At 45.5% G+C, this 13,401-nt stretch carries 10 protein-coding genes and 2 pseudogenes; 9 read left to right on the top strand and 3 right to left on the bottom strand.

From position 1 onward, the window contains the following. The first annotated feature begins 106 nt into the window (after positions 1-106). From QUA74_RS19735 to QUA74_RS19715, 5 genes are all read left to right on the top strand, one after another. Complete coding sequence (locus QUA74_RS19735; RefSeq protein WP_333332596.1) at positions 107-262, top strand: hypothetical protein; 156 nt, start codon at positions 107-109, stop codon at positions 260-262. A 342-nt stretch (positions 263-604) separates the two neighbouring features. Continuing rightward, positions 605-859 (top strand): hypothetical protein, encoded by a 255-nt coding sequence (locus tag QUA74_RS19730; protein WP_333332594.1) that lies wholly within the window; start codon positions 605-607, stop codon positions 857-859. A 19-nt stretch (positions 860-878) separates the two neighbouring features. Further along, positions 879-2,075, top strand: a complete 1,197-nt coding sequence (gene mltA, locus QUA74_RS19725; protein WP_445302162.1) for a murein transglycosylase A — start codon at positions 879-881, stop codon at positions 2,073-2,075. A 151-nt stretch (positions 2,076-2,226) separates the two neighbouring features. Next, positions 2,227-2,931, top strand: coding sequence for a tetratricopeptide repeat protein (locus tag QUA74_RS19720; protein WP_333332589.1), 705 nt, complete (start codon positions 2,227-2,229; stop codon positions 2,929-2,931). A 223-nt stretch (positions 2,932-3,154) separates the two neighbouring features. Next, complete coding sequence (locus QUA74_RS19715) at positions 3,155-4,042, top strand: ROK family protein (protein ID WP_333332585.1); 888 nt, start codon at positions 3,155-3,157, stop codon at positions 4,040-4,042. A 171-nt stretch (positions 4,043-4,213) separates the two neighbouring features. Here the strand turns inward: QUA74_RS19715 and QUA74_RS19710 are convergent, their stop codons facing one another. The 3 genes from QUA74_RS19710 to QUA74_RS19700 all read right to left on the bottom strand — a co-directional run bounded on the left by QUA74_RS19710 (position 4,214) and on the right by QUA74_RS19700 (position 7,813). Then, the gene (locus QUA74_RS19710) at positions 4,214-4,636 is read right to left on the bottom strand and encodes a hypothetical protein (protein WP_333332582.1); all 423 of its coding nucleotides are present in this window, start codon (positions 4,634-4,636) and stop codon (positions 4,214-4,216) included. A gap of 468 nt (positions 4,637-5,104) precedes the next feature. Beyond that, complete coding sequence (locus tag QUA74_RS19705) at positions 5,105-6,763, bottom strand: CTP synthase (RefSeq protein WP_333332580.1); 1,659 nt, start codon at positions 6,761-6,763, stop codon at positions 5,105-5,107. 105 nt (positions 6,764-6,868) lie between these two features. Continuing rightward, positions 6,869-7,813: an Rpn family recombination-promoting nuclease/putative transposase gene (locus QUA74_RS19700; protein WP_333332578.1), complete on the bottom strand. Its 945-nt coding sequence runs from the start codon at positions 7,811-7,813 to the stop codon at positions 6,869-6,871. Between the two features lie 247 nt (positions 7,814-8,060). On the opposite strand from QUA74_RS19700, the gene QUA74_RS19695 reads away from it, so the two are divergent. From QUA74_RS19695 to cutA, 4 genes and pseudogenes are all read left to right on the top strand, one after another. Next, positions 8,061-10,535 carry a VIT domain-containing protein gene (locus tag QUA74_RS19695; RefSeq protein WP_333332575.1) on the top strand — a complete coding sequence of 825 codons (2,475 nt, stop codon included), beginning with the start codon at positions 8,061-8,063 and terminating at the stop codon, positions 10,533-10,535. 350 nt (positions 10,536-10,885) lie between these two features. Next, positions 10,886-12,177 (top strand): annotated as a pseudogene (locus tag QUA74_RS19690) (RNA-guided endonuclease InsQ/TnpB family protein). 6 nt (positions 12,178-12,183) lie between these two features. Then, on the top strand, positions 12,184-13,080 hold the full coding sequence (locus QUA74_RS19685) for a pentapeptide repeat-containing protein (protein ID WP_333332572.1): 897 nt from the start codon (positions 12,184-12,186) through the stop codon (positions 13,078-13,080). A gap of 65 nt (positions 13,081-13,145) precedes the next feature. After that, positions 13,146-13,328: pseudogene (cutA, locus tag QUA74_RS19680) on the top strand (divalent-cation tolerance protein CutA); the annotation flags it as partial. Positions 13,329-13,401: the final 73 nt, after the last annotated feature.

Here is a 13,401-nt window from a genome sequence, read left to right as displayed (position 1 = left end):
ACGAATTCCTGTGACATAATATGATCTCCTGGTTTTTGGTTTTTCTAGGAAAACCCAAAAAACCAGCCGCCCCGCACGGTAACACAGAGCAGGGCGGCTACAGAGAATGTTAAAATTCTCCATTAGCCTCCAGACTGCTGTAATCAGTTTGGCGGTTAGCTGTCCATTGCTGTTGGTAGCAGCTTTGGGCAGTGCAACTAGATTTTTGAGCGACGTGGGCTGCTTCCTCTTTGAGGAAAGCAGCCTTAATTTCACAGCGTAGCCGCAGATGGGGGCCGCCGTCAATCGATTTTAGATTTTAGATTTTAGATTGAGATTTTAGATTGAGATGTTCTTCCTGCAACCACTCTCCGGTCTCTCCCACCCTCCGCTTCTCCCGTCTCTCCCTCTCCCTCAATCCAACCTACTAGATGAGGGAATGCGCCGAGGAAGAGGTAAAATATGGAATCGTTCCAAAAGCTTAAAATCAAAAATCTCAAATACAGATATGCCTAAAACTCAAGTGCGAATATTCCGTGCACCTGCTGTTTGAGGGCAACCACATCAATTTTAGATTTTAGATTTTAGATTTTAGATTGTCCTGCAACAACTCTCCCCATCTCCTATGCCTAGAACACCCAGCGAATATTCCGTGCACCTCCTGCTTGAGGGCGGCCACCGCGAAGAAATCCGTTTTTCAACGCTGCAAGATTTTCAACAGTGGTATAAAACTCTGGTTCCCAAACAAGATTCGTCAGAATTTGTTAATGTCCCGATCAAAAATATTCAAGGCGAATACATGGTAGTTCGGCCTACCAGCATTCTCGCAATTCGCGTAGAACCGGTATTTACTTCTAGCGTCGAACGATACGATGAATAAGGAAAATTATCAATTGACTATGGAAAATTGGAAATTGAGCAAGATTTTTCGCTATCAGCTATTAGCGATCGCCTGTTGCGTTTTGGCGATCGCTTTTTCGGTGCCCGCAGTTGCAGTTCCGTCGCTGCAACCAATTAGTATAAATCAATTGCAAGCTGGCGAGTCGGATGATCTCGCCTTTGACGCTCAAATCGGGGGCGAAAATGGCAAACCGGGCGATAAAGAATTGCTGTTAAAGTCGATCGACCACAGCCTCCGCTATCTCAATACATCGGCCGCCGCCACTGCTTACAGCCGCTATCCAGTAGCAGGAGTTACGCGCGATCGAGTTCGGCGTTCTCTCGATCGATTCCGCCAATTAGTTGTCAGTTCCACAACCCCCGCACAACTTCAGGAATCTGTCAAGCGCGAATTTGTATTTTACAAATCCACGGGCAAAGATGGCAAAGGAACAGTCGCATTTACAGGTTATTTCGAGCCGACTTACGCAGCATCTCGCACGCCTAATTCGGAATACCGTTATCCCCTGTACCGGATGTCGCCAAACATGGCATCTTGGCCGAAACCTCACCCGACAAGATTGGATTTGGAAGGCGCAGATGCTTTGCAGGCAAGCAAAGGATTGCTGCGAGGATTAGAATTAGTTTGGTTGCGCGATCGATTCCAAGCATTTCTCGTGCACGTCCAAGGTTCTGCGAGATTGCAGCTAACAGATGGTAGCGTCATGACAGTCGGTTTTGCCGGCAAAACCAGTCACAGTTATACAGGAGTCGGGCGAGAATTAGTTAAAGACGGAAAGTTTACTTTAGAAGAGTTAAATTTGCCGAAACTAAGGGAATACTTCACCAACTTTCCCGCAGAAATGAACAAATATTTGCCGAGAAATCAAAGCTTTGTATTTTTCCGGGATACTAATGGAGTTCCAGCCACAGGAAGCATTGGAGTGCCAGTAACGGCCGAAAGGTCGATCGCCACCGACAAAGCCTTAATGCCGCCCGGTGCACTAGCATTAATTAGTACAAAACTCCCTTATCCGAATGCGGCGGGACAACTCGAACAAAATGCCGTGAATCGGTACGTTTTGGATCAGGATACTGGCGGTGCAATCAAAGGCGCGGGGAGAGTTGACGTATTTATGGGAACGGGGGATTTAGCGGGCGATCGGGCCGGTTATATCAACTCAACAGGAGAACTGTATTATCCGCTTTTAAAGTAGATTAATTCTAATTGATGTGATTGTTTGCTGTGCGTCGCAATCCCGGACACGGCAGTGCCGTGTCCCTACAGATATCGCCGGCAATCAATATGTAATCTATTTTTGATAATTGTTATAAAATAGAAAATACCCCACCCTCCCAATCTCACAAATGCTAGACAAAATTCTGCAATTCTTCAAACGACTAATTCAGCGAATATTCGGAACCCCAGCCCCGCCCTCCCCGCCGGAAAATACCGCCATCCGCCCCGCCCTAACTGACGCGGAACACGAGTCGAAATTCATGGAAATTCTCGAAGGGGTGAATGCCGGTTGGAGTCGCGGGGATGTAGCGGGATTCTTAATCGCAAAACGCCTTAAAGATGGTGAATTGGCGGCTTGGTTGCGACGGTTTGGCCAAAGATTGTTAGAGGGCGAACATGATGACACCGCTGCTACGGATGCGGTGGCATCGCTTCAGGAATTGGCGCAGCGGCTGGTATTGTTAGGTAGAATTGGCAGCGGGGAATTGTCAGAGGTTGCGAGGCAAATTGGGCGGGAGATATTGACACGGTTTCCGCTGCCGGAGGTTGAGGAGGAGGATACAAAGGGGAGGGTGATTGAGGCGGTGTTTGTTGGGGATGGTTTGGGTTTTTCGGGGGAAGTGAACCGCAGAGGCGCTGAGGCTGCGGAAGCAGAATCGGAAGTTAATGTAGATGCTGAGGCGTGGTGCGATCGAGGGAATGAGCAGTATAATTTAGGAAGATTTGAAGAGGCGATCGCATCTTATACCCAAGCAATTGCTCTCCAACCAGACTATCACGATGCTTTGCACAACCGAGAGGTAGCGCAACGTAAGTTAGGCGAAATTCAATAGGCGAACTCGCTGGTATCCATAATTTTTGCTAGGAATTGCGATCGGTATGATACTATTAAGAATTAAGCGCCATTTCCTGGCTAATTATCATACACTAAAATAGGAGTGGGAGGATTTAAATCCTCACTACAAACATAATTGGTAAGGTGCACAATCCGCACCCTAAAATAGGTTTATTCTATTAATATTAATCCCAAATCCTTGCATCCAAAACCCACATCGAATGACACAAGTAATCGGCATTGACTTAGGCGGAACCGCAATTAAACTCGGCAGATTCGGCGAAGACGGCATTTGTCATCAATCCTTAACTGTTCCCACTCCTCAACCGGCAACGCCAGAAGCCGTTTTAGCTACAATGACCGATGCTATTTTACAACTGAATCCTGTCGAAAATGCTGTAAGTGCGATCGGCATCGGCACTCCAGGCCCCGCAGATGCCGCTGGCAGAATAGCGAGAGTAGCAATTAACCTCAAAAACTGGCATAACGTCCCGCTAGCTGACTGGTTGGAAGCTAAAACCGGACTGCCGACCATATTAGCAAATGATGCCAACTGTGCCGGATTGGGAGAAGCTTGGTTGGGTGCCGGAAGGCAATTTAAAAATCTAATTTTACTAACTTTAGGTACAGGCGTCGGCGGTGCAGTTATCCTAGACGGTAAACTATTTGCAGGCCATCTAGGCGCGGCCGGAGAACTAGGATTGATTACTATAAATCCCGACGGCCCGGAGTGCAACAGCGGCAATCGCGGTTCTTTAGAACAATATGTTTCGGTGCAAGCAATTCGCCGGGAAATGGGTTTGGAACCTGTAGAATTAGCAAATTTAGCTAAGTCGGGAGATGCCAAAGCTTTAGAATTTTGGCAAAATTACGGGCGCTATCTGGGTATCGGTTTGGCAAGTATAATTTATATTTTAACGCCGGAAGCTATTATTATCGGCGGCGGAATTAGTGCAGGTGCAGAATTTTTCTTGCCGCAGGTTCGAGCCGAAATTGAGCGGCGGGTGCTGCCGAGTTCTCGCGAAGATTTGCAGTTATTGGTTGCTGAATTAGGCAATCAAGCAGGCATGGTAGGCGCGGCCAAATTAGCTTGGCAGCTTGCTCAATAGTGAAAATTTAAAAATACAGCGCATTTTACTGCGCTTTTTTCATATCTAAACTTAGGAAGCAACCTAAGCACCTTACCCCAAAAAAAATTAAAATGAATGTTAGGATTTACTAAAAATAGTCTCTCTTCCTCCTTCATTGTTCCTCCTTCTAACTAATGACTAATGACTTCTTCATGGCAGAGATTGTCCAGTCGTCTTTTTAATGAATTCCTGAATTTCTTGATAAGCGTCCGGGTTGCTTTGGCGCAGGATAATAATATTAGTTGCGCTGTCAGGCAGGCAAAAGCTTAGCCGACCGTTCTGTTCGCAAGCAAAAGAGCTAATTCGACTCATATCGATCGCAAATTCTTTACGGTCATAATTAATTTTAATCCACGAGCCTCTCGAATTGCGGTCAATGGTTTTTTTGAGGTAATCGAGAACTTGCTTGTAAGCCTCATAATTGCCTTGGGGATTGAGGATAATCGGCTGACTGCTATTAGGCAGCCAAAAGGTGAGACGCTTGTTATCCAGTTCGCTCGAAAAAGCACTAATAGTGTCAAGGTCAATTATGTATGTACTTTTCTCATAAGTAATTTTGCTCCAATAAGCCACAAAGCCTCCTCAAACCTGTGTTTCCTGGTATTTTAGGATAGTTTGACAACTCATACCATTTTAGATTTTAGATTTTAGATTTTAGATTGGGCATGACTGATGACTATCGGGGTTGGGAAGTTGCCTAAAGTTGCATTTTTTTTGAAACTGGTATCACCATTGAAATCCAAGCTAAAAAGTTAAGTAAAAATAATCAGCATTTTTACCTTCTGCCTTCTGCCTTTTGCCTTCTCCCTTCGGGTACTACCCCCCCAACCCCTATGCTAGGGCTGGGGGGTGAGGTTTTTCACTCGTTGAGGATGCTGCCCGATATCTAGTCCGGTAAGTGCGACCCGAATCAAATCCGATTGTTGGGTTGGGCGGGTGAGAGTACGAGCGATTGTCTGCCTGATTTGAATATTGTGTACTCTCACCCGGCCCTACAGACATCTAATATATCAGAACTAATCGATCGCACATGATATCAGATCAGTTTCCTGCAAGTTTCCCAGCCACCAAGTGAAGAGCCTCAGCTTCTAAAACATCCTGCTTTCCCTGGATGCTAGCCGCCTGGATAAACCCTTGAAACAAGGGGTGGGGGGCGCTAGGTCGAGATTGGAATTCGGGGTGAAATTGACTGGCTATGAAAAAGGGATGGTTGGGCAATTCGATCATTTCTACTAATCGGCCGTCGGGAGATGTGCCGGAGACTGCATAACCTGATTCTAAGAAAAGATTGCGGTAGGCGTTGTTAAATTCGTACCGATGCCGGTGCCGCTCGTAAATCACTTCTTTCTGATAAAGTTTGAAAGCTAGCGTGTCGGGGTTGACACGGCACGGATACAAACCCAGTCGCATTGTACCGCCCAAATCGACTACATCTTGCTGTTCTGGCAATAAATTAATTACCGGATTTGATGTATCCGGGTCAAATTCAGCGCTGTTGGCATCCTTTAGTTGGGCGGTGTTGCGTGCCCATTCAATCACAGCACACTGCATCCCCAAACACAATCCCAAAAATGGAATTTTGTTGTGTTTAGCATATTCGATCGCCGCTATTTTGCCGTCAACTCCCCGAACCCCAAAACCTCCCGGTACAAGAATGCCGTTGATATCTTTGAGATAATTATCGAGGTTTCCCGATTCTAAATCTTCTGAGTTAATCCAGTGTAAATTTAGGTCGCAGCCGATCGAGATTGCCGCGTGCCGCAAAGCTTCGACCACTGAGAGATAAGCATCGTTCAACCGCACGTATTTGCCAACTAAAGCAATATCAATTTTGTGATTGGGACTGTAAAGCCTGTTGACTAAAGTTTGCCACTGATGCAAATCTGGCTGGCGATGTTCGAGTTGCAGCAAATTGAGCGTTTGTTGCGCTAAACCTTCCTGTTCCATCATCAGGGGTACTTCGTAGATACTTTTAGCATCTTGAGCGGTGATGACACATTCTTCGGGTACGTTGCAGAATTCCGACAATTTCTGTTTCATGCCCAAAGACAGCGGGCGATCGCACCGACAGACTAAAATATCTGGTTGAATGCCGATCGACCGCAATTCCTTCACCGAATGCTGAGTGGGTTTAGTTTTCATCTCTCCAGCCGAAGGAATCCAAGGTATCAGCGTGACGTGCATATACACAACATTTTGCCGGCCGACATCCTTGCGAAACTGGCGAATTGCCTCCAAAAACGGCAAAGATTCAATATCTCCCACCGTTCCGCCGATTTCCGTAATCACGACATCGGGATTAGTATTTTGTGCTACCCGGTGAATTCGCTCTTTAATCTCGTTAGTGATGTGCGGAATCACCTGCACCGTGCTCCCCTGATACTCACCCCGGCGTTCTTTGTTGATCACCGCTTGATAAATGGAACCCGTGGTGACGCTATTGAGGCGAGACATGGATGTATCCGTAAAACGCTCGTAGTGCCCCAAATCCAGGTCAGTTTCGGCACCGTCTTGCGTGACGAAGACTTCTCCGTGCTGAAACGGGCTCAGAGTGCCGGGGTCAACGTTAATATAGGGATCTAGCTTCAAAATCGACACTGAATAGTCCCGCGACTTCAATAGGCGGCCCAAAGAAGCACCGACTATTCCCTTGCCGATGCTGGAAACCACGCCGCCGGTCACAAACACAAATTTGCTCATAGGATTTTCGACTTTAGATGTTTCAATGTCAGGTCAGACTCAAATGTGACATAGGTAATCCATAAGGGCAACCACGGGGATTGCCCCTACACCCATTTGACCAAATTATTGACAATTGTTATGTGCTTCCAACCAAGTTGTCAAATCTGACAAAGTGGTAAAGTCTAATACAGCCTCTCCTAAACTCTCTAATTCCTCAACGGATAACTGACTTATACAGGCTTGGATATCCGGCGACAGTGCGCCTACACTACGTTCCAACTGGCGAGTAATTAATCGTAAATTCCCTTGTTTGATACCTTGCTCGATACCTTGTTCGATACCTTCTGCAAGGGCTATTTTGGTAGCTAGACTAATGGAGCCACGCTGGTCTTGAATGAAGATTTCTAGCTTATCTAACTCATCTAGTTCCTGAGCATTTAGATTCGCTCTATTGGCAATTTTAAAAGCCTGTTTCAGTTCCTGTACATTTTCCAATTCTTCTGGAACAGACTGTAAAGCTTGAGCTGTTTTCATGAAGTATATCCACTTATCTGTCAAGGTTTCTAATTCATCTAGTTCCTTGTTGAATTTTGGTAACTCCACAAACACCAGCTCAAATTGATCCGCTAGATAATCTACTAAAAATTTTTTTTCTTTGAAGATGAAGTGCGAAATCACTGTGTCCATGTTCTCAAACATTTTAAAATCTGTAATGGTCAGAGCAATCACAGGGTTTAAATTGCTGTAGCCACTTCCTGTGCTTAGCTGCATTGAATAAGTTTTAGTTGCATTATACAAAACCCGCTGCTGAAAGTATTCTACATTCAAAACCTGCATTTCAATAATCACAGTTTTGTTACCAGTAATCTTGGCTTTAACATCCAAGTAAGTATCTTTGATGCCTTTAATGTTTGGAGCTAAATAGGGGTCGATAATTTCTAAATCTTCGATAACTGGCTGTGCTTCGTAGAGGAGAGCATTTAAAAAACTAATCAAAATGTCTTTACTGTCATCCGAGCCGAAGATTTTTTTAAAGGCAAAGTCGGTTTTGGGGTTGATAAAATTCATGGTAATTACAATTTATTAGAATTTGAGGGGTTTCGGTTAGAGCTATTTAACTGTCGTCTAACTTAATTATACAATCTTGCAGGTTGGGGTCGATCGCCCGTTGGTGAAGCCCTCGAAGAGGATCGACCAAACCTGCTCGTTTTTGCAGCCGTTTCTTCATTTTTCCCAGAAAGCTAACTCAGGAACGTTTTGCAAAGGGTAAAGTCATGATAAACAAAGCACCTCAAGTCTGCTAAAAACAACAGCTATGAAGTTTGTCTGCGTTCTATCCCCTCAACGGTTGCTTTCTGCTGGTATCGCATTGCTCGCGGCGATCGAGTGTGGCGTGTGGCTCGCTCCCAATGGGGCGCGGGCCAATGCTCTTGGGGAGAATTATTCGTCTGTGTCGCCCAAAATTCTCGCTAGTAACGATGTTAATTGCAATGGCGGACGATCGCCCGAAACTCGCTGTCCTGTCGGCGGTTTGTTCGTCAAGGGTCAAAATACGGCCAGAGAACAAGTCTTTCCGCTCAAGCAGACTGAAGTTAAAGCCAAAATAGCTGGCAATATCTCCCGCGTTGAAGTTGTTCAGAAGTTTGAAAATCCTTTTCCCGAATCTTTAGAAGCTGTTTATGTATTTCCTTTGCCCGACGAAGCGGCGGTGGATGATATGGAAATTAAAATAGGCTCACGAACTATTAAAGCTGATATCAAACTCCGCGAGGAAGCTTTGGAAATTTACCAAAAAGCCAGACAGCAAGGCCGGACTGCGGGTTTGTTGGAACAAGAACGCGATAATATTTTTACTCAGTCTCTCGCTAATATCAAACCGGGAGAAAAAATTGAAGTTACTATTCGCTACACGGAAAGTCTCAAGTTTGCCGGCGGCGATTACGAATTTGTGTTTCCAATGGTGGTTGGGCCGCGCTATATTTCGGGAAATACGACCGATGCCGATCGCATTAACCCGCCTGTTTTGCCTCCAGGAACGCGATCGGGTCACAATATTGCTGTTTCGGTAGAAATAGATGCCGGAATTGTGATCGGCGATGTCCGCTCTACTTCCCATCAAATTACAACTGACCGCAGCGGCAATATTGTGCGAGTCCAATTAGCCAATTCAGACACAATTCCCAATAAAGATTTAATTTTGCGCTATCGAGTGGCGGGCGAAAATACTCGGGCCACTATTTTGACTCAATCGGACCAGCGGGGCGGTCATTTTGCTACTTATATGATTCCGGCTTTAAATTACAAAACTAATGAAATTGTACCGAAAGATGTCGTGTTTTTGATGGATACTTCCGGTTCTCAACAGGGCGAACCGCTAGCAAAATCTAAGGAGTTGATGCGACGCTTCATTCAAGGGCTGAATCCCAACGATACTTTTACTATTATTGATTTTGCAAACACTGCGACAGCGCTTTCAACAACTCCTTTACCGAATACGGCGGCCAACCGACAAAGGGCAATTAATTATATCGACAAGTTGCAGGCTAACGGTGGCAGTGAATTGCTTAACGGCATTCAAACAGTGATGAATTTTCCGGCGCCGGCAACGGGAAGGCTGCGGAGTATTGTACTAATTACTGACGGTTACATTGGTAATGAAAATGAAGTGCTAGCGCGGGTTCAGGGGAGTTTGAAACCGGGAAATCGACTTTATAGTTTTGGTGTCGGGGGTTCGGTGAATCGGTTTTTGCTCAACCGTTTGGCGGAATTGGGAAGAGGCACGTCTCAAGTAATTCGTCAAGATGAACCGTCAGCAGAAGCGGCCGAAAAGTTTTTTCGTCAAATTAATAGTCCGGTATTGACTAATATTCAAATTAGTTGGGAAGGAATGGGGGAAAAACCGGAGATTTATCCGATCGCACCCCCAGACTTATTTACCAGTCAGCCGCTAGTTTTGTTTGGCAAAAAGACCGATGGAGCTAACGGCCAACTTCGCATTCGGGGCACTCTTGCGGGCGGCAAAGCTTACGAGCAAGTTTTACCTGTTAATTTTGCTCAATCCGTCGGCGCGCGGCAGCGGGAGTCAACTTCAGTCGCAGCAGGCGCTACGGATTTTGGCAATCCGGCGGTAGCTCAGCTTTGGGGGCGATCGCGCATTAAAGATTTAATGAATCAAATGTTTGGTGGTGAGACTAAATCTCTGGTGGAAGCTGTGACTAATACTGCTCTAACTTATCGGTTGCTGTCGGAATACACGGCTTTTGTGGCTGTGAGCGAAGAAGTGCGAGTCGAACCTGATGGATCTCGTCGTAGGGTGCAAGTGCCTGTGGAATTGCCGCAGGGTGTCAGCTATGAAGGTATTTTCGAGTCGGAAGGGGCAGAGCCAACTAGAGGCGGCTCTCGCAGCGTTACCTCGAATCGCAACTCGGCACCGGTAAGTCCAGCTCCTGCTATGCCGCGGCAGCGAGGTTACGGTGAGTTGCAACCCTCGCAGCCAAAGGTTTCTCGCCTCCAAGTAGTTAGCGCCGAAGGGTTGGATGCCGGGGCGATCGCCGCTTTGACTCAATACTTGCAATCTGTTACTCTGCCCACAGGGGTTAGCGGTGAAACGGTGTGGGAGTTATCGGTACAAGATGGCCGCGTGGCGCAAGTGGCGATCGACCCTCAAACCTCGACGATGCCAGCAACAGACGCCGTAGAGAGTCTCAAGAGTGCCTTGAGTTCCTGGCAACCTCCCGCAGGATTTAAGGGCACGCTGCGCCTGAAGTTGCGAATAACGGTCGATCGTTAAGCAATGACTATCTATGTCACAAAACATTAACTTTTAATTCAAAAATACCGAAAGTGCGATCGCTACCGCGTGGAAGATATAAAATCTTTATTAAGAGATTGCCTTTAAACAGAAAGTAAGGTTAATGAAATTTATACCGTTTGAGGCAAACGCTAAAACAGTTTCCTTTCTGAAACAGTTTCCTTTATGAAACAACCTTAACAGTAAAGATTTCTGGATCGAAACCCCACAATCATAGAAGGTATTGTAAAACTTCATTGAGTTTATAAGCAATTATAAACAATAATGGTATTATATTGTTGTGAGTGTTGAACAAGGAATACGCATAGCCCAAAAAACGCAAGTCTCAAATGCAACTAACAGAGAGGCACATCATTAAATCAACGGAACACCGTTTCGCCCAAATTGACGAACTAGCTTTCAAGTCCAAAAACCTCTACAATGCTGCCAATTACGTTATTCGTCAGAGCTTTATTTATGGATGGGGTTATGTCAGTTATAACGAAATGAACCGATTGATGAAGTCTCATGAAGCCTACAAGGCTTTGCCTGCTAAAGTAAGCCAGCAAATCTTGATGGTGTTAGACAAGAATTGGAAATCGTTTTTTGAAGCAGTTAAAGCTTACAAGGCTGATTCTTCAAAATTCACGGGTCGCCCGAAATTGCCAAAGTACAAAGACAAAACCAAAGGGCGAAACCTTCTCGTCTACACGATTCAAGCGATTAGTAGTAAACAGTTGAAGAAAGGAATCATTAAACTTTCGGGGACTGAACTTTTAATCAAAACCCAAGTCGCTCCCGATCAGATTTGCCAAGTTAGGCTGGTTCCGAAATGTGATTCCTATGTAATTGAGGTAATTTATGATGAACCGGAGTCCACCCTTGGCAATGCTAATTCTGTAGCTAGTATTGATTTAGGACTAGATAATTTAGTGGCGTTAACTTCAAATCAACCGGGATTTATCCCTTTGTTGATCAACGGGCGACCATTGAAATTGATTAACCAGTTCTACAACAAACGCTCTTCACGATTACAATCCCAGTTAAAAGGGAACCGCAAAACTTCACCCCGGATTCAGCGCTTAACTCGTTGTCGCCATCAAAAAGTTGATAATTACTTGCATCATGCTAGTCGCCTGATTGTTGCGATTTTAAATACCAAAAAAATTGGGACGCTAGTAATTGGCAAGAATGCACAGTGGAAAACTGAAATTGATCTAGGGAAGCAAACCAACCAAAACTTTGTTAGTATTCCTCACTCTCGATTAATTGAAATGTTGGAGTACAAAGCTCGGTTGGCAGGAATCAATGTAATTGTCCAGGAAGAATCCTACACATCGCGGGCCAACTTCGTGGGTCTAGATCCAATCCCTGTCTACGGGAAAACAGAAAAAGAGCCGATGTTTACTGGTAAGCGTATCAAGCGAGGTTTGTACAAAACATCGACTGGTCAGTTAATTAATTCTGATATCAACGCTTCGTACAACATCCTCAGAAAAGCAATCCCAAATGCGTTCAGCAATGGGATAGAGAGCTGCGTAGTTCGAGCCTTGCGCGGGTTAATCCGCTTAAAGTAAAAGTGAAAGGGGAGGGACTTAACGCCTCCCATGTCAATAAATTACTATACTTTTACCACCTATGATGCCCTATGGAAGTTAATGAACTGCTCAACAATTACGAAAAAGGACAACGAGACTTTACTGGAGCCGACCTCAGCGGGAAAGACCTCAGCGGAGCAATTTTAATCGGAGTCAACCTTTCGCGAGCTAATCTTTCCGGGGCGAACCTCAGCAGGGCGTTTCTCACCAAAGCAACACTCAAAGATGCACAGATGCACAGAGCAAATTTAACTTTTGCCAAAATGGGTGAAACCCAACTCTCAGGTGCAGATTTGACAAAAGCTAATTTGAGTGGAGCTTTTTTGGTAAAAGCAAAATTGCCCAAAGTAAAGTTAAGCGGCGCAACTTTAACTGGCGCCAACCTGCGGGCTGCTGTGTTGTGGAATGCCAATTTGTGTAGCGCCGACTTGCAATTAGTTAACTTGCTGGGCGCAAATCTGACGGGAGCTAATTTTAAGTGGGCAAACCTTTACGGTGCAAGGCTCAATAGTGCAAAACTTTTTGGAGCTCAATTAACCGGAGTCAGTCTGCGGCGAGCGCAGTTGACAGGGGTGAATCTCTGCGGTGCAGATTTGAGCGGCGTCAACGTGAGCGAAGCTAAACTAATGGGAGCTAATTTGGAAGGCTCGAATTTGGCGGGGGCGAATTTCAGCGCGGCTCAGTTGCGTGGGGTGAAGTTGGCGGGTGCAAACTTAACTGGGGCTAAGTTGAAGGGAAGTTGTTTGAGAGGGGCAAATCTGAATTGGGCGAAGCTGTGTCAAGCTGATTTGATGGCAGCAGATTTGAGCGAGGCGACGTTAATAGGAGCTAATTTAGATAATGCTTTGTTGGCGGGAGCTACTTTGCCGGAATCTACTAGGCGCTATTTTTCCTTAGCTGGGGCTGGCAGAGTCAATTCTTGGGAAGTTACGGAAATTAATTGTTGAGTGTTGAGTGTTGAGTGTTGAGTGTTGACTGATGAGTGTTGAGTGTTGAGTGTTCACTGATGACTATGACAATTAATTTTGGGGTGGTGCTGGTAACTGCTGCATCGGAGGCGGAGGCTGAGAATCTCGCTAAATCTCTAGTTGAAAACAAGCTGGCTGCTTGTGTGAGTTTGTCGCCAATTCGCTCGATTTATACTTGGCAAGGTGAGATTCATGCCGAGTCAGAATGGCAGTTGGTGATTAAAACTGGAGTTTAGACTAAAAAACGATCGCACCTAAAAGTAGCTGCCTCTCAACCGCAGGCAAGTTATTGCTCAAAAA

Origin of the sequence: Microcoleus sp. LAD1_D3, from assembly GCF_036702135.1 — a bacterium.
Classification (GTDB): Bacteria; Cyanobacteriota; Cyanobacteriia; order Cyanobacteriales; family Microcoleaceae; genus Microcoleus.
The sequence above is the reverse complement of the archived record's forward strand: the minus strand, read 5'-3'. Positions and strand labels throughout refer to the sequence as shown.